The 15705-nt window shown below is 34.1% G+C and carries 18 protein-coding genes; 13 read left to right on the plus strand and 5 right to left on the minus strand.

Annotation, left to right across the window (positions count from 1 at the left end):
* Positions 1 to 94: 94 nt before the first annotated feature.
* The 4 genes from I4N53_RS09835 to I4N53_RS09850 are packed head-to-tail and all read left to right on the plus strand — an operon-like array spanning position 95 to position 4044.
* Positions 95 to 1072 (plus strand): ABC transporter ATP-binding protein, encoded by a 978-nt coding sequence (locus I4N53_RS09835; protein ID WP_003867490.1) that lies wholly within the window; start codon positions 95 to 97, stop codon positions 1070 to 1072.
* Positions 1038 to 1745 (plus strand): ABC transporter permease, encoded by a 708-nt coding sequence (locus I4N53_RS09840; protein ID WP_003870609.1) that lies wholly within the window; start codon positions 1038 to 1040, stop codon positions 1743 to 1745. Before I4N53_RS09835 ends, I4N53_RS09840 begins: the two co-directional genes overlap by 35 nt.
* 11 nt (positions 1746 to 1756) lie before the next feature.
* Positions 1757 to 3145 (plus strand): GldG family protein, encoded by a 1389-nt coding sequence (locus I4N53_RS09845; RefSeq protein WP_003870610.1) that lies wholly within the window; start codon positions 1757 to 1759, stop codon positions 3143 to 3145.
* Positions 3142 to 4044: a DUF4340 domain-containing protein gene (locus I4N53_RS09850; RefSeq protein WP_214496132.1), complete on the plus strand. Its 903-nt coding sequence runs from the start codon at positions 3142 to 3144 to the stop codon at positions 4042 to 4044. The genes I4N53_RS09845 and I4N53_RS09850 overlap by 4 nt, the downstream gene beginning before the upstream one ends.
* 98 nt (positions 4045 to 4142) lie before the next feature.
* On the opposite strand, the gene I4N53_RS09855 is transcribed toward I4N53_RS09850, so the two are convergent.
* The 5 genes from I4N53_RS09855 to I4N53_RS09870 all read right to left on the minus strand — a co-directional run bounded on the left by I4N53_RS09855 (position 4143) and on the right by I4N53_RS09870 (position 7818).
* The gene (locus I4N53_RS09855) at positions 4143 to 6089 is read right to left on the minus strand and encodes an FAD-dependent oxidoreductase (protein WP_214496133.1); all 1947 of its coding nucleotides are present in this window, start codon (positions 6087 to 6089) and stop codon (positions 4143 to 4145) included.
* 278 nt (positions 6090 to 6367) lie between these two features.
* Positions 6368 to 6637: a HEPN domain-containing protein gene (locus I4N53_RS09860; RefSeq protein WP_029687510.1), complete on the minus strand. Its 270-nt coding sequence runs from the start codon at positions 6635 to 6637 to the stop codon at positions 6368 to 6370.
* A complete protein-coding gene (locus tag I4N53_RS12490) occupies positions 6627 to 6770 on the minus strand; it encodes a hypothetical protein (RefSeq protein WP_003867495.1) in 144 nt (47 codons plus the stop codon). The genes I4N53_RS09860 and I4N53_RS12490 overlap by 11 nt, the downstream gene beginning before the upstream one ends.
* Complete coding sequence (locus I4N53_RS09865) at positions 6754 to 7101, minus strand: nucleotidyltransferase domain-containing protein (protein WP_003870621.1); 348 nt, start codon at positions 7099 to 7101, stop codon at positions 6754 to 6756. The genes I4N53_RS12490 and I4N53_RS09865 overlap by 17 nt, the downstream gene beginning before the upstream one ends.
* A 144-nt stretch (positions 7102 to 7245) precedes the next feature.
* A complete protein-coding gene (locus I4N53_RS09870) occupies positions 7246 to 7818 on the minus strand; it encodes a Uma2 family endonuclease (protein ID WP_004400595.1) in 573 nt (190 codons plus the stop codon).
* Between the two features lie 338 nt (positions 7819 to 8156).
* Between I4N53_RS09870 and hisZ the strand changes: the two genes are divergently transcribed.
* The 9 genes from hisZ to hisIE all read left to right on the plus strand — a co-directional run bounded on the left by hisZ (position 8157) and on the right by hisIE (position 15680).
* On the plus strand, positions 8157 to 9299 hold the full coding sequence (hisZ, locus tag I4N53_RS09875) for an ATP phosphoribosyltransferase regulatory subunit (protein ID WP_214496134.1): 1143 nt from the start codon (positions 8157 to 8159) through the stop codon (positions 9297 to 9299).
* Between the two features lies 1 nt (position 9300).
* Entirely contained in the window at positions 9301 to 9942 is a 642-nt protein-coding gene (gene hisG, locus I4N53_RS09880) for an ATP phosphoribosyltransferase (RefSeq protein WP_003870626.1), read from the plus strand.
* Between the two features lies 1 nt (position 9943).
* Positions 9944 to 11227 (plus strand): histidinol dehydrogenase, encoded by a 1284-nt coding sequence (hisD, locus tag I4N53_RS09885; RefSeq protein WP_214496135.1) that lies wholly within the window; start codon positions 9944 to 9946, stop codon positions 11225 to 11227.
* Position 11228: 1 nt separating this feature from the next.
* On the plus strand, positions 11229 to 12284 hold the full coding sequence (gene hisC, locus I4N53_RS09890) for a histidinol-phosphate transaminase (RefSeq protein WP_009052790.1): 1056 nt from the start codon (positions 11229 to 11231) through the stop codon (positions 12282 to 12284).
* Positions 12281 to 12865: an imidazoleglycerol-phosphate dehydratase HisB gene (gene hisB / locus I4N53_RS09895; protein ID WP_214496136.1), complete on the plus strand. Its 585-nt coding sequence runs from the start codon at positions 12281 to 12283 to the stop codon at positions 12863 to 12865. Before hisC ends, hisB begins: the two co-directional genes overlap by 4 nt.
* A gap of 61 nt (positions 12866 to 12926) precedes the next feature.
* Positions 12927 to 13538 carry an imidazole glycerol phosphate synthase subunit HisH gene (hisH, locus tag I4N53_RS09900; protein ID WP_006569521.1) on the plus strand — a complete coding sequence of 204 codons (612 nt, stop codon included), beginning with the start codon at positions 12927 to 12929 and terminating at the stop codon, positions 13536 to 13538.
* Complete coding sequence (gene hisA / locus I4N53_RS09905; RefSeq protein ID WP_009052788.1) at positions 13529 to 14236, plus strand: 1-(5-phosphoribosyl)-5-[(5-phosphoribosylamino)methylideneamino]imidazole-4-carboxamide isomerase; 708 nt, start codon at positions 13529 to 13531, stop codon at positions 14234 to 14236. The genes hisH and hisA overlap by 10 nt, the downstream gene beginning before the upstream one ends.
* On the plus strand, positions 14237 to 14998 hold the full coding sequence (gene hisF / locus I4N53_RS09910; RefSeq protein WP_003866545.1) for an imidazole glycerol phosphate synthase subunit HisF: 762 nt from the start codon (positions 14237 to 14239) through the stop codon (positions 14996 to 14998).
* 22 nt (positions 14999 to 15020) lie between these two features.
* Positions 15021 to 15680: a bifunctional phosphoribosyl-AMP cyclohydrolase/phosphoribosyl-ATP diphosphatase HisIE gene (gene hisIE / locus I4N53_RS09915; protein ID WP_214496137.1), complete on the plus strand. Its 660-nt coding sequence runs from the start codon at positions 15021 to 15023 to the stop codon at positions 15678 to 15680.
* The last annotated feature ends 25 nt before the right edge of the window (positions 15681 to 15705 follow it).

A 15705-nucleotide genomic window follows, 5' to 3' on the forward strand; every position in this document is an offset into this window, starting at 1 on the left:
CAATCTTAACTAATGCTTAACAATTTGTACACAAATTTTTAATAATTTTATGATACAATTTCCACACTATGTAAAATGGAGGGTTGAGACTGCTATGATGATAGAGCTAAAAAACGTCACAAAAGTTTATGGTACTCGTAAAGCAGTAGATAACATAAGCTTTTCTGTCGATAAAGGAGAAATAGTTGGTTTTTTGGGGCCCAATGGTGCTGGTAAAACTACCACTATGAAAATGATAACAGGATATATGCCTCCTACCAGCGGTACTATAAAAATTGCAGGATATGATATTGTTGAACAACCGATAGAGGCAAAGAAACATATTGGTTATTTACCAGAGGTACCTCCTTTGTATTTAGATATGACCGTAGAGGCATATCTCCATTTTGTAGGAGGTATAAAAGGTGTTCCTCCAAAAAAGAGAAGAGAAGATGTTGAACGAATTATACATGAAGTTGGTTTGACTGATGTGAGAAAAAGGCTTATAAAAAACTTGTCTAAAGGTTATAAACAAAGGGTTGGACTAGCACAAGCAATCATAGGAGACCCTGATGTTTTGGTATTAGATGAGCCGACAGTAGGTCTTGACCCTAAGCAAATTAAAGAAATAAGAGATATTATAAAAGAGTTAGGGAAAAAGCATACAATAATTTTAAGCACTCATATATTGCCAGAAGTTAGTATGGTATGTGACAGAGTTATTATAATAAATAAAGGGAAAATTGTTGCAATAGATAAGACAGAGAATTTATCAACTGCATTGCAAAATTCAAGGAGATATTTTATAAAAGTGGAAGGGCCTTATGAAGAAGTAGTAAACAGTGTAAAAGAGATTGAAGGAGTAACTAATGTAGAAGCAGAAGTTGATTCAGATAATACGATAAAGTTGACAGTGGAATCTTCTGCTGATAAAGATGTTCGAAAAGATATGTTTTTTGCTTTTGCCAAAAAAGGCTTTCCAATATTAGAACTTAAAATGCTAAATTATAGTCTTGAAGAAGTATTTTTAGAACTTACAACAGAGGAGGAAAGTTACGATGAAAATGTGGGAAATACTAAAGAGGGAGCTTAAAAGCTATTTCTTTTCCCCCCTTGCCTATGTGCTGCTAGGATTTTATCTTTTGATATCTGGATACTTTTTTACAACCTATGTGTTATCTACTCATTATGCTATATTAACTCCAATCTTAGGTAGTATGGTCACTGTTTTTATGTTTATAAGTCCTATTTTGACAATGAGACTTATTTCAGAGGATATGAAGACGGGAACAGATCAACTTTTACTCACGTCACCCGTTACAGTTACTGATATAGTGATTGGCAAGTTTTTTTCTACAGTGTTTGTGTATTTAGTAGCACTTGTAATAACTTTTTTATACCCCATTTATCTTAAATTGTATTCTTCACCAGATATGGGTTCTATCATAGCAGGTTATATTGGAGTGTTTCTAATAGGAGTGACTTTTATATCAATAGGGCTTTTTGCTTCTTCACTTACAGAAAATCAAATGATAGCTGGAGTAATTGGATTTGCTTTAATTCTTGTGCTTTGGTTGATTAGTTGGCTAGGAGACGTGTTTAGTGGAAAAGCAAAAACTATTTTTCAGAATCTGTCTTTCTTTGACAGGCTAAATAATTTTCTAAATGGATTAGTGAATTTAAGTGATGTAGTCTTTTTCATAAGTGTAATTATATTCTTTATTTTCTTGACAATTCGTGTTGTAGACAAAAGACGTTGGAGTTAGGAGGAGAAAAGATGAATAATATAAGGCTAAAGTACGGGACTAATGCTTTTATAATGACAGCTCTTTTACTGGCTATTTTAATATTGGCAAATGTTATAGTCACGCAAAAGCCTGTCAAGTGGGATTTGACTAAAAACAAGCAATATACCCTTTCTGACCAAACAAAACAAGTTTTGAAAAGTCTAAAAACAGATGTAACTGTCTATGCCTTTTTCAAAGAGGGTACTACTTCAAGAGACATGGTAAAAAGTTTGTTAGATCAATACAGAAATGTTTCAAAGAGAATAATTGTCCATTTTGTAGACCCAGATAAGGAGCCGGCAACTGCTCAAAGATATGGAATTACGGATTATGACACAGTGCTTTTTATTGCAGGAAGTGGTGCTAATGAAAAAAGACAGATAGTAAATTCTTATGATATTTTTGGCATGGGTAGTCAGCCTAATACTGCTACTTTTAATGGAGAAGAACAGTTTACACAGGCTATAATTGATGTTACACAGCCTAAAAAATTAAATGCGTATATTCTTCAAGGACATGATGAATTAAACAGTATTGACTATTTGGTGACTTTTAAAAACGCTTTGAGAGGAGAAGGATATAATGTAGAAGATTTAAATATAGGACAGGCAGGAGGAATACCAAAAAATACAGACTTATTAGTTATTGTTAACCCAAGAAGAGACTTTACTGACAAGGAAATGGCTGCTTTAAAAGAATACTTTGACAAAGGCGGAAAAGCAATCATTGCAATGGGGGCAGAATATGGGCCTTTGACTCAAAAATCTGTAAATGAGCTTTTGTCTACTTGGGGTGTAAAATTTGACAATGACGTTGTAGTAGATCCAGGAAGGAATTATTTTATGGACCCGCTTTCTCCAGTTCCTCAGTACAAATTTCATACTATAACTAATAAATTGGATTTATCAAACTTGTACGTTGTAATGCCAATGTCAAGAAGTATTTCTTATCCTGATAAACCAACAGAAAATATAACTATAGAGCAATTGCTTTCAACCAGTGATAAAGCTTGGGGTAAAACCGATTTTAACTCAAAAGATGCTAATTTTCAAAAAGGTGATATCAAAGGTCCTTTAAGCTTAGGCTTAGCTATATCCGATTCAAAGACAGGAATGAAGATTGTAGCTATTGGAAGTAGCATGATGTTTACTGATAAAATAATTACATTGGAAGCTAATAGAGACTTTTTAATGAACAGTGCTAACTGGTTAGCGGATAAGACAACACAGATTTCTATACGTCCTAAATCCCTTGAGTTTAATCAGATTTTCCTAACTGGCAAACAAGCTGCTATACTCTTTTATACCACAGTTGTAACTATTCCACTGGTAATGTGGATAATTGGAGGATACATGTGGTATAGGAGGAAGACATTATGAAGATTTTTAAAACCACTATTGTTTTGCTGGTAATATTCGCTGTTCTTTTTGGCTACTATTTTTATGAAAGTAAGACCAATAAACCTGTTAAAGAAGACAACAAAATTTTTACCTTCAAAAATAACGATGTAAATTCTATAAAAATAGAAAAAGAAGGGAAAACTTTAATTGATTTTAAAAAAGAAGGCGATACATGGTTTATAAAAGAACCTATTGACTACAAAGCAGATAGCATTTATGTTGATGAATTATTAGACAGCTTGACATCTCTCACTTTTGATAGAACGTTAGAAGGTGATTTATCCACTTATGGTCTTGACAAACCTTCTTATGCGATAAAAGTATCTTTGAAAAATGGAAAAAGCTATTCACTTTTTATAGGTAATAAATCTCCTGTAAAAGAAAATTACCAAGAGGGTTATTATGCAAAAACTGATGGAGATAAAATTTACAGAGTCAATGCTTCTTCTTTAGAGAATTTCTTTCTGACAGATGATTACGTATATAAATATATGGAAAAATTTGTAGTGTCTATTCCAAAGAATGAAATAACTAAATTAGTTTTCTATCAAGATAGAAAAGAGTATCAAATACAAAAAGATGAAAAAGATAACTGGCAAATTGATGGGAAAGCTATTAAAGCTGATGATGTAGACAATCTCTTAGACGGAATAGTATTACTTCAAATTAGTGGATTAGATGAAGGAAAAAATATTTCACAGGGAGAAACACCTTTTGCTTTTGATGTGTATGGCAAGAGCAAAGTAGAAAAAATAAGCTTTGCTAAAAGAGATGCAGAAAATAAATATGTGCTTATTAATGGACATTGCATAGGACAATATGTAACTTTGAAAGACATAAAAAATCTGCAAGATACTTTTGATAAACTTATTAAGTAAAATATAGAAAGGCAGAAACTTACAGTTTCTGCCTTAGATTTATACTAAGCTTTTAAATGCAAAGTGCGTTGTAGGAGTATTTAATGTAATTTTTAAAATTACAAATTATATGCTATGCGAAAACCTTCGTGAATGGCATCTATAAATTTTCTAGGCTTGATACAATCCCCAATAGCATAAACAGGTATATTTTCTTCTTCAATGGACTTCAATAAATCATTTTTGGGTTTAGAACCAACTGCCATTACGACTGTATCTATACCAGTTATTTCTTGAGTTCCACTTTTACTTTCTATAATAACTTTATCTCCTGATATTTCTCGAACTTTGCTCTTCGTCAATACGGTTATTTTTTTCTCGGCCATTCTATTTAGTAAGAGAACTCTAGTCAATGCCCCAACATCTATTGCTATATCATCCAACATTTCCACTACAGTTACTTCTTTATCTTGATCAGCTAAAAATTCGGCAGTTTCACAACCTACCAATCCACCACCAATGACAACTACTTTTTTACCGACAATAACCGCATTTTTAAGGACATCATGCGCTGTAACAACGTTTTTCTGATTAGCTCCAGGAATTTCAGGAATTATTGGTTCAGATCCTGTTGCTAAGATTACCACATCTGGTTTAACCTCTTGAATTGTCTTCATATCTGCTTCCTTGCCTTTTACAATTGCAATGCCAGATTTTTTTACTTGATTAATAAGATAATTAGCCAAATCATTTATTTCTCCTTTATAAGGCGGTACAGCAGCAATTCGCATTTGTCCACCCAGATCTGTTTGCTTTTCGTAAAGAATCACTTCATGTCCTCGCAAAGCGGCTACCCTGGCTGCTTCTAGACCACCAGGTCCACCACCAACTATTAATACCTTCTTCTTTTTCTCTGCCGGGTTTTCTATATCAAATTCTGTTTCATGTCCAGTTAATGCATTAGCTATGCAAGTAATATCAAGGTCTTGGAATAAACGATCAATACAACCTTGATTACAACCAATGCATTTTCTTATTTCTTGAATTTTACCTTCAGAAACTTTTTGAGGCAAATTTGGATCTGCTAGTAGAGCTCTTCCCATAGATACTAGATCAGCTTTACCTTCACGGATGATTTGTTCTGCCATAAGAGGATCTTTGATTCGACCAACAACAATTACAGGTATTTTGCTATTAATTGCTTTCTTTATAGCAGCTGCGTTTTCTACAAAACAACCCTGAGGAATGGCTGCGGGCTGGATAATCATTGCCGAAGATTCATATACTCCACCTGAAATATGCAGGGCATTAACTCCTGCTTCTACCAGCTTTTGAGCAAATATCTTAGTATCTTCAATCGTAAGTCCTCCAGGAACATATTCTTCGGCACTCATGCGATATATAATAGGGAAATCTCCACCAACTTCTTCTCTTACTCTTCTGACAACTTCCAATGGAAATCTAATTCTATTCTCAAAACTTCCACCGTATTCATCGGTTCGTTTATTGCTATACGGCGATAAGAATTGGTTAAGTAGGTAACCATGGGCGCCATGGATTTCGACAGCATCAAACCCTGCTTCTTTAGCACGTCTCGCAGCTTGTCCAAATGCTTCCACCAATTCTTTTATTTCGTCTACTGATAATTCTTTGGGCATTTCTTGCTTAACTGGGCAAGGAATAGGGGAAGGGGCAACCACTTTCATTCCAGTAACTTTCGAAGTTGTTTGCCTACCAGCATGATAAAGTTGCACGGCAATTTTTGCTCCATACTTATGCACCGTCTCAGTCAATTCTCTCAAGCCAGATATTAATTCATCTTTGTAAATACCAACTTGATTTTGAAAACCTTTACCACTTGGATGAACATATGTTGCTTCTACAATAATTAAGCCTACTCCACCTTTTGCTCTGGCTTGGTGATAAGCTTTAAAACGTTCGGTAACTGCACCATCAGCAGCTGCATAATTTGTAACCATTGGAGGCATGACAATTCTGTTTCTCAGTTTCATCGGTCCAATTTGAATTGGCTCTAAAAGCTTTTCGAACTCTAATGATGAGTTCATTTTAAACCCTCCTCCATTTTTGATTTTTGGGGTTATTGTTAAAAATATAACTATACCTACTTTAAATATAATGATACTCCAATTATTAGTAATGTCAAGAGCTTTGTGTAACTTTAGTAAAACTTTGTTTGCTTTTTATGGGTTCATTCCATTTAATACACTAAGCTGAGGAAGACGACCATTTTCTCTTACTGTTAGACTTAGCATCAACTAAATAAAAGAGGAGCTTTTTCTCTAAGAGACCTTAAATTCTAGGTCATAATAATAAGGTTAAGGTTTTATTCTTTTTTCTTATCTTCTATAAGTTTAATTATATATTTCACAGAATTTTCAGCTTTTTCAAATGCCTTGGTAGCATTATCTTTATTAGGTTTGCCACCAGGTAAATAGCCAATAGGAGCACTTGGATATCTTGTTGGAATATAATAGGAGTCTAAAAATTCCATATCATCTCTCAAAATTTCAAATTCTTTGTCCAAGTTTATACACAATTCTAACAAAGTGATCAAATTGTGTACTTTAGGAGGATTTATATTATTAAAAACCAAATAGGCTTTTAAAGCTTTTTCTACAGCTTGCTGCGAATGGACACAAACAATAAGTTTTTAACAGTTCTTTTGCTGCCTTCAAATCGTCATTAGCATAATCTAACCACTGACTATATTTATGAACTTCTGTCATACAATATGACCCCCTTCTTGAGTACCTCTTCGGTATAAAATAGGTCTCTATTCTTCTTAAACAACTCTTCTTCTTCTGGTGTATATACTAAAAAATCAACTCCTACTCTAGGATGGGTAAGCCTCATTAAATATAAAGTTCTATCAGCAAATCTTAAATCTGTATCCATTATCACGACTAAGTCAATATCGCTCCATTCCTTAGCAGTACCATTAGCCATTGACCCGAAAAGTATTATCCTCTCTGGATTGCACTTTTCAATAATAATATTCGTTATCCTCTTTAGCTCATCTTCTAAGGAATACTTTAATAATTCAGTAGCTTCTATCATAAAAAACACCTCTTTATTAAACTCTCCCTTTTATCCATCAACGTTTGCTAGGAGTAGCGACTGTAACATTTTTAGTTCCGGAAGAAATGTTAAAGAAAAAAGGAATTCAGTCTACACAAAATTTTCTACAGTCTCAGTTTCTATTCATATTAGTACTGCTTTTAAATCAATCACAAGATCTTCAAAAATAGAAACTTTAACTTTATCATCTTGTGTATATATGTCAGGTCGTCCATATCTTTCATTATCCTGTAAAATAAACACACTTAGGATTTTGTTTTCGGGTTCTACTATCCAATATTCTTTCACACCATACTTTTCATACAAGTTAAACTTGTGGAGTTTATCTTTCTGCGCTGTTGAAGGCGAAATAATTTCGATTATCAAATCAGGAGCTCCCGTACATCCCTTCTCATCAAGCTTGGATTCATCACACACAACAACTATCTCAGGCTGAACTACAGTCTTTATATCTTTCTCGTCCTTCTCATTTCCGTCAGGAAACTTTACATCAAAAGGTGCCATATATACTTCACACGATTTATCTTTGAGATAATCAAAGAATTGGTAGAAAAGCTGTCCCAAGATCCTTTGATGAGTTCTTGAAGGGGAAGTCATCAAATAAATTTGGCCATCAATCAGTTCTATTCTTTCATTTTCTGGCCACGCTATATAATCTGCATAAGTATATATTTTATTTTCTTTTGGCAACGGCATATTTAACACCTTCTTTCAAATTAGATTAAAAGCTTTTATTTCTCTTATGTAAATTGCCAAAAATCCACACCTTTTTCATCTAACAGTAAATACATTATTCACATTTAACTCCTTTTATATTTAATTATACCACAACAACCTTAAGTCTTCTTCAAATAATGTAAAATTTCACTTTTTTGATTTTGCGCGTGGATTTACAATGCAAGCAGGATAATATTCAGTACGTCTCTGCCTATTTGTCTATGCTTGACATACATTGAAAATTAGGATACAATAAAAGAAGTACAGTTTATTACTTTATCACGTTACAAAGACAGAGTAAATTGTGGGGTGTTTTAATGATATATTTGCCTGATGGTGTACAAGATTTTTTGCCAGAGGAATATAAGTTTAAGCGCAAAATAGAAGAAAAGTTTAGAGAGATTTTTATAAAATTTGGCTATCAAGAGATAATGCCTCCTACTTTTGAATATAGCGATAATTTTTCTGTTTTGTTTGATGAAAACAATTTGTACAGGTTTTTCGATAAAAAGGGAAATATATTAGCTTTAAGGCCAGATGTGACTACTCAAATAGCGAGAATTGTCTCTACGAAGTTAAAAGGTAGTTTCCCACTTAAGTTATGCTATGTCGCTAATGTCTATCGCTATGATGACCCACAGGTAGGAAAAATGAGAGAGTTTACTCAGGCAGGGATTGAACTTATAGGTACAAATCATGAAGAATCTGATGCAGAGATAATAGCAGTTGCGATAGAGGCTTTAAAGAGTATTGGAATAGAGGACTTTAAAGTGGACGTGGGACAGGTGGAATTTTTTAAAAGAGTAGTGGAAGATTTAGAGCTACAAAATGAAGAAATAAACCTTTTAAGAGAGTTTTTGCAACAGAAAAATCAATCTGCGATAGAAGAATTCATAAATGATAAAGGAATTAGGGGCAAAAAAGCAAAGTTTTTAAGTGAACTTCCTTTTTTATTTGGTGGCGAAGAAGTGCTTAAAAGAGCAAAAGAGCTTTATGATACTCCTAAACTAGGTGAAACGATAGATTACCTTGAAAGAGTATATAGAATATTAAAAGATTTTGGTATGGAAGAGTATATAAGTTTTGACTTAGGAATGGTGCAAAATCTTAATTATTATACTGGTATCATATTCAGGTGTTTTGTTAAAGGGATTGGTTATGCTATATGTACCGGAGGAAGGTATGATGGTCTTTTAGGGATTTTTGGAGAGGACATTCCGGCGACAGGTTTTGCTATAAGTGTGGAAAGGTCAATGTTAGCACTTCAAAAACAGAAAAAAGATATTATTGATAAATCCTGGAGAGTTTTAATAAAATACAAGGAAAACTTAAGAAGTAATGCTTACAAGAAAGCCACTTTGTTAAGAGGTGAGGGAAAAATTGTAGAGATGTATAGCTATGAAAAAGCGAAGCATGTTGATGAAAATAGCTTTGACGAAATTATAGATATGGAGGAATAATATGGAAAATATTTCTATTGCACTGCCAAAAGGTAGAATGGCAGATAGTGCTATAACTTTGTTTGAAAAGGCAGGAATTGCTGAGAATATTTTAAAAGATATTTCTCGAAAACTTGTTGTTAATGACCATAAAAATTTAATGAAGTTTATGTTGGTAAAGCCGATGGATGTGCCCACATATGTAGAACACGGGGCAGCTGATTTGGGGATTTGTGGAAAAGATATTCTCTTAGAGCAAAAAAAAGATTGCTATGAAGTTTTAGATTTAAAATTTGGTTTTTGTAAAATGGTGGTTGCGGGGCCTAAAGAGGCAAAGGACAGTTTTCTTACTAATAAAAGAGTTGCAACAAAGTTTCCCAATATTGCAGAAGAATTTTTCAGGCAAAAGGGAGAAAATGTAGAAATAATTAAGCTGAATGGTTCTGTGGAGCTTGCTCCTATTGTGGGGCTGTCAGAGGTAATTGTAGACATTGTAGAGACAGGCAATACTTTAAGAGAAAATGGTCTTATAGTCATTGAAGAAATTTTTCCTTCCAGTGCGAGATTGATAGTGAATAAAGCCAGTCTTAAAACTAAAAGCCAGAGAATAAAAGAGATAATTATAAAATTAAAAGAGGTTGTGGAAACTTTTAAGGAGGTTTAAAATGATTGAGATATTTGATTTTCGAAAGGGAATTGACAATGGTATTTTACAAAAGCTTCACAACAGAAGTAAATTAGAGAATAAAGAAATAGCAAAAAAAGTGGAAGAAATAATTTCAAACGTAAGAGAGAGAAAAGACAAAGCTTTGTTTGAGTATACTTACATGTTTGACGGAATAAATCTTGACAAAAGTACTGTAAAAGTTACGAAAGAGGAAATAAAAAATGCTTATAAAGAAGTAGGAGAGGAATTTTTAAAAGCGATTGACAAAGCTATCAAAAACATAACAGAATTTCATGAAAAGCAAAAACAGTCTACATGGATGGATTTTAAAGAAGGTATAGTTTATGGGCAGATAGTAAGACCTCTTTCTCAAGTTGGGATTTATGTGCCGGGGGGAACTGCTGCATATCCTTCTTCAGTTTTGATGAATGGAATACCTGCAAAGGTGGCTGGTGTAGAGAAAATAGTGATGGTTTCTCCGGCTGGTAAGAAGGGAATAAACCCTTATGTGTTAGTGGCTGCAGACAAGATAGGAATAGAGGATATATATAAAGTTGGAGGCGCACAGGCTGTTGCAGCCTTGGCCTTTGGTACAGAGTCAATACCTAAGGTGGATAAAATAGTTGGCCCGGGAAATATTTTTGTCGCAATGGCTAAAAGAGCCCTTTACGGACATGTGGATATTGATATGGTGGCAGGCCCCAGTGAAGTTTTGGTAATAGCAGATGAGAGCGCTAATCCTAAATATGTGGCGGCGGATCTGTTGTCACAGGCAGAACACGATGCAATGGCATCTTCAATACTTGTCACAACATCTTTGGAGGTTGCACAACAAGTAAAAATAGAAATTGAAAGGCAAATGGAATATCTTGAAAGGAAAGAAATAATTGAAGAGTCATTAAAAAATTTTGGTGCGATAATTGTTGTAAATGATTTACAAGAAGCAATTGGTATTGCAAACGACATAGCTCCAGAGCATTTAGAGCTTAACATTTCCAATGCCTTTGAAATAATTGGTGAAGTCAAGAATGCAGGAGCAGTCTTTGTGGGAGAATATTCTCCAGAACCCTTAGGGGACTACCTTGCTGGCCCTAACCATGTGCTTCCTACTAGTGGAACAGCAAGGTTTTTCTCGCCTCTTTCTGTGACGGACTTTATCAAAAAGATGAATATTCTCTATTATTCTAAGGATTCTTTGAGAGAGGTAAAAGAGGATGTAATAACTTTAGCAAATTCAGAAGGGCTTACCGCTCATGCTAATTCTATAAAAGTGAGGTTTTAAAATGATTGAGAATTTGGTGAGAGAAGAAATTAAGGGATTTAAAAATTATGAAGTGCACAGTATTCCCTACAGATATAAGATGGATGCAAATGAAACGCCTTTTGAACTTCCTGAAGAAGTGATAAAAAATATTCAAGAGATTGTAAAATCTTCTCAAGTAAATGTATATCCAGACCCTACTGCAGAAAAGTTAAAAGAAGAATTGGCACGATATTGTGGAGTAGTGCCTACAAACATATTTGTGGGAAATGGCTCGGATGAGATAATCCACCTTATTATGCTGGCTTTCATAAACAAAGGTGATGTGGTAGCATATCCTCATCCTTCTTTTGCTATGTACAGTGTATATAGCAAAATTGCAGGAGCAGTCGAAATACCTGTAAGGTTGAGAGAAGATTATAATTACGATGTTGATAGTTTTATTAAAGTTATAGAAAAATATCAGCCTAAATTAGTGTTTTTGTGCAACCCTAATAATCCAACAGGAAGTGTTATAGAAAGAGAAGATATAATTAAAATAATACAAAAGAGCAATGGAATTGTAGTTGTTGACGAAGCTTATTTTGAGTTTTATGGTAATACAATTGTAGATGCTATAAATGAATTTGAAAACTTGATTGTTTTAAGGACCTTATCTAAGGCTTTTGGACTTGCCGGTTTGAGAGTAGGATATGCTGTAGCTAACGAGAATATTTTAAAGTATTTAAACCTTGTGAAATCACCTTATAACATTAACTCTTTATCTCAGATAATAGCTTTGAAGGTTTTAAGGACAGATGTTTTAAAAGAAAGAATTAACTACATTTTAGAAGAAAGAAAGCGTCTTATAAAAGAGCTAGGCAAAATTCCTGGCGTTAAAGTTTATCCCTCAAAAACGAATTTTATATTGGTAAAATTTAAAGATGCAGATTATGTGTACCAGGGGCTTTTAGAAAGAGGAATTTTGGTGAGAGATTTTTCAAAGGTAGAAGGGCTTGAAGGAGCTTTAAGGATAACAGTGAGTAGTTGCGAGGCTAATGATTATTTAATAAATGGGTTAAAGGAGTTATTGCTATGAGGAAGGCGGAAGTTAAAAGAAAAACTAAAGAGACGGATATATACGCTGAACTTAATATTGACGGAAAAGGAAATTATGACATAGCTACAGGAATAGGTTTTTTTGACCACATGCTTTCTTTATTTGCCAAGCATGGACTTTTTGATTTAAAAGTAGTGGCAAAGGGAGATTTAGAGGTAGACACTCATCACACTGTTGAAGACGTAGGTATTGTATTGGGCAATGCTTTTTTAAAGGCTGCCGGCGATAAAAAATCTATTAAGAGGTTTAGTACATTTTATGTACCCATGGACGAAGCCTTAGTGAGAGTTTCTGTAGACATAAGTGGAAGGTCTTTTTTATACTGTGATTTGCCTTTAAAAGCTGAAAGAGTTGGAAATTTTGAAACGGAAAATGTGGAAGAATTTTTAAGAGCCTTTGCTTACAACTTTGGCATTACACTACATGTAGAACTTTTGCACGGCGGTAACAGTCATCACATTATAGAGGCAACTTTTAAAGCACTGGGGAGGGCTCTTGATGAGGCATTGCGAATAGATGAAAGGGTAGAAGGGATACCTTCTACTAAAGGGATTTTATAAAGATACAGTTTAAGGGAGATTGCATATACTTTACACGTAACTTAAGTGAGGCGGTGAAAAATTGATAGGGATTATTGACTATGGAATGGGAAATTTAAGGAGTGTAGAAAAGGCATTTGAATACGTAGGCTATGAAGCAAAAATTATAAAAGATGTAGATTCGGTAAAAGAGGCTCATGCATTAGTTCTTCCTGGAGTGGGCGCTTTTCCTGATGCGATGGATACTCTCATTAAAACAAGCATGTTAGAAGAGATAAAAAGACAAATTGATAAAGGTAAGTTGTTTCTTGGGATATGTTTAGGGATGCAGCTTTTATTTGAAAAGGGTTTTGAGATAGAAGAAACTGAGGGCTTTAAGATTTTTAAAGGGCAAGTAATAGAACTTCCAAAGCATAATAAAATTCCTCACATGGGATGGAATAGTCTTGAAATAAAAAAGGAAACTCCACTTCTTAAAGGAGTGGAGAATGGAGATTATGCGTATTTTGTTCATTCTTATTATGTAGCCAACAATGAAGAGAAATATGTGTATGCAGTGACTGATTATGGTGTTCAGATTCCTGCAGTTATAATTAAAGACAATGTTTTTTCTTGTCAATTCCATCCTGAGAAGAGCGGAAAAGTGGGGCTTAAAATTTTAAAGAATTTTGGAGAGATGGCAAAATGGTTTTAATACCTGCAATTGATATTATGGAAGAAAAATGTGTAAGGCTTACAAAAGGAGATTTTAATACCAAAGAGGTTTATTATGAAAATCCCGTTGACGTAGCTAAAATGTGGGAGGAATTAGGAGCAAAGAGAATTCATGTGGTAGATTTAGATGGTGCAAAACAAGGTCATTTGGTAAATGGTAATATCATTGAACAGATTATAAAAAGTTGTAAAGCCGAGATAGAAGTAGGTGGAGGAATAAGGAATAGAGAAACTATCGATTATCTTTTTTCTGTAGGTGTTAAGTATGTAATTTTAGGTTCGGCGGCAATATATGACAAAGACCTTCTTCTTTATTCCCTTTCCAATTACGGAGAAAGGACGATAGTGGGTATAGATTCAAAGAATGGAGAAGTTGCCGTAAGTGGATGGCTTGAAAAGACTAAAATAAAAGATATGGAGTTAGCTAAAAAAATGAAAGAAATAGGAGTAAAAACGATAATTTTCACTGATATTTCTAAAGATGGAACTCTTAATGGACCAAATTTTAAAGCTTTAGAAAATATTTTAAAAACAGGTGTTCAAGTGATAGCATCAGGAGGAATATCCTCAATTGAGGATTTAAAAAAGCTTAAAGAGATGGGAGCATATGGTGCGATAATTGGAAAAGCCTTATATATTGGAAAAATAAACTTTAAAAGTGCTTTGGAGGTAATATAAATGCTTGCAAAAAGAATAATTCCTTGTTTAGATGTGAAAGACGGCAGGGTAGTAAAAGGAGTTAACTTTTTAAATTTAAAAGATGCGGGAGACCCTGTCCAGATAGCATCAGAGTACAATGAATTAGGAGCAGATGAGCTTGTATTCTTGGACATTACTGCTTCTTATGAAAAACGAAAAATAATGATAGAAGTTGTAAAAAGGACTTCTGAAAAAGTATTTATTCCTTTAACTGTTGGTGGTGGAATTTCAGACCTTGACGATATAAAAGATATTCTAAGAGCAGGGGCTGATAAGGTTTCAATAAATACCCAAGCTGTGAAACAACCAACTCTTATTCGTCAGGCCGCTGTACGTTTTGGAAGCCAATGTGTGGTTGTAGCAATTGATGCCAAGAGGCGAAGTGATGGCTCGGGCTTTGATGTGTATATAAACGGCGGAAGGGTAAACACAGGGCTTGATGTGATTGAGTGGGCTAAAAAAGTAGAGTCTTTAGGAGCAGGAGAAATACTTCTTACAAGTATGGATAAAGACGGTACTAAAGATGGGTATGATATAGAGCTTACAAGAATGGTAAGTGAAGCTGTCAATATCCCCGTTATAGCTTCTGGAGGTGCAGGAAATAAAGAGCATTTTAAAGAGGTTTTTACTGAAGGCAAAGCTGATGCTGCGTTAGCGGCTTCTGTGTTTCATTACAGGGAGTTGGAAATAAAAGAAGTTAAAAGATATTTAAAAGAAGAAGGTATACCAGTGAGAATTTAAATTTATCGAAAGGATGTAGAGAATGATTGATATAGAGGAATTAAAGTTTGATGAAAAAGGACTTATTCCTGCGATTGTGCAAGACTACAATACAAAACAAGTATTAATGTTGGCTTATATGAATGAGGAAAGTTTAAAATTAAGCTTGGAAAAGGGAGAAACTTATTTTTTTAGCAGAAGTAGAAAGGAAATTTGGCATAAAGGGGAAACTTCAGGTAATACCCAAAAGATAAAAAACATATTTTATGACTGCGATGGGGATGCTTTGCTAATTGAGGTGGAGCCAAAAGGGCCGGCATGCCATACAGGGAATGTAAGCTGTTTTTATAGGAGCTTTTTAGGTGAAGTTGAAAATTATGACATGGAAATACTTAAAATGCTATATGAACGGGTAAAAGATAGAAAGACAAACCCGGCAGAAGGGTCTTATACTAATTATTTGTTTGAAAAAGGCATAGATAAGATTTTAAAGAAAATTGGCGAAGAAACTACGGAGGTAGTGATAGCTTCCAAAAATGACTCCAAAGAAGAGATAGTGTATGAGGTTTCAGATTTACTTTATCATCTAATAGTTTTGTTAGTTGACAAAGGGATAAAACTTGAGGATGTATACAGTGAGCTTGGCAGAAGGTATTATAAGCCAAAGGAATTTAAAGAAGAACATAAAGAGAGAAAGAAATAGGGAAAGTCAGTAAAAGACTTTCCCT

It is taken from the genome of Thermoanaerobacter sp. CM-CNRG TB177 (assembly GCF_018588165.1).
Classification (GTDB): Bacteria; Bacillota; Thermoanaerobacteria; order Thermoanaerobacterales; family Thermoanaerobacteraceae; genus Thermoanaerobacter; species Thermoanaerobacter thermocopriae.

Excerpts from the sequence above, each read along its gene's own strand:
- I4N53_RS09835 (WP_003867490.1), top strand. The coding sequence starts at position 95 with ATGATGATAGAGCTAAAAAACGTCACAAAAGTTTATGGTACTCGTAAA.
- I4N53_RS09840 (WP_003870609.1), top strand. The coding sequence starts at position 1,038 with ATGAAAATGTGGGAAATACTAAAGAGGGAGCTTAAAAGCTATTTCTTT.
- I4N53_RS09845 (WP_003870610.1), top strand. The coding sequence starts at position 1,757 with ATGAATAATATAAGGCTAAAGTACGGGACTAATGCTTTTATAATGACA.
- I4N53_RS09850 (WP_214496132.1), top strand. The coding sequence starts at position 3,142 with ATGAAGATTTTTAAAACCACTATTGTTTTGCTGGTAATATTCGCTGTT.
- I4N53_RS09855 (WP_214496133.1), bottom strand. The coding sequence starts at position 6,089 with ATGAACTCATCATTAGAGTTCGAAAAGCTTTTAGAGCCAATTCAAATT.
- I4N53_RS12490 (WP_003867495.1), bottom strand. The coding sequence starts at position 6,770 with ATGACAGAAGTTCATAAATATAGTCAGTGGTTAGATTATGCTAATGAC.
- I4N53_RS09865 (WP_003870621.1), bottom strand. The coding sequence starts at position 7,101 with ATGATAGAAGCTACTGAATTATTAAAGTATTCCTTAGAAGATGAGCTA.
- I4N53_RS09870 (WP_004400595.1), bottom strand. The coding sequence starts at position 7,818 with ATGCCGTTGCCAAAAGAAAATAAAATATATACTTATGCAGATTATATA.
- hisZ (WP_214496134.1), top strand. The coding sequence starts at position 8,157 with ATGATATATTTGCCTGATGGTGTACAAGATTTTTTGCCAGAGGAATAT.
- hisG (WP_003870626.1), top strand. The coding sequence starts at position 9,301 with ATGGAAAATATTTCTATTGCACTGCCAAAAGGTAGAATGGCAGATAGT.
- hisD (WP_214496135.1), top strand. The coding sequence starts at position 9,944 with ATGATTGAGATATTTGATTTTCGAAAGGGAATTGACAATGGTATTTTA.
- hisC (WP_009052790.1), top strand. The coding sequence starts at position 11,229 with ATGATTGAGAATTTGGTGAGAGAAGAAATTAAGGGATTTAAAAATTAT.
- hisB (WP_214496136.1), top strand. The coding sequence starts at position 12,281 with ATGAGGAAGGCGGAAGTTAAAAGAAAAACTAAAGAGACGGATATATAC.
- hisA (WP_009052788.1), top strand. The coding sequence starts at position 13,529 with ATGGTTTTAATACCTGCAATTGATATTATGGAAGAAAAATGTGTAAGG.
- hisF (WP_003866545.1), top strand. The coding sequence starts at position 14,237 with ATGCTTGCAAAAAGAATAATTCCTTGTTTAGATGTGAAAGACGGCAGG.
- hisIE (WP_214496137.1), top strand. The coding sequence starts at position 15,021 with ATGATTGATATAGAGGAATTAAAGTTTGATGAAAAAGGACTTATTCCT.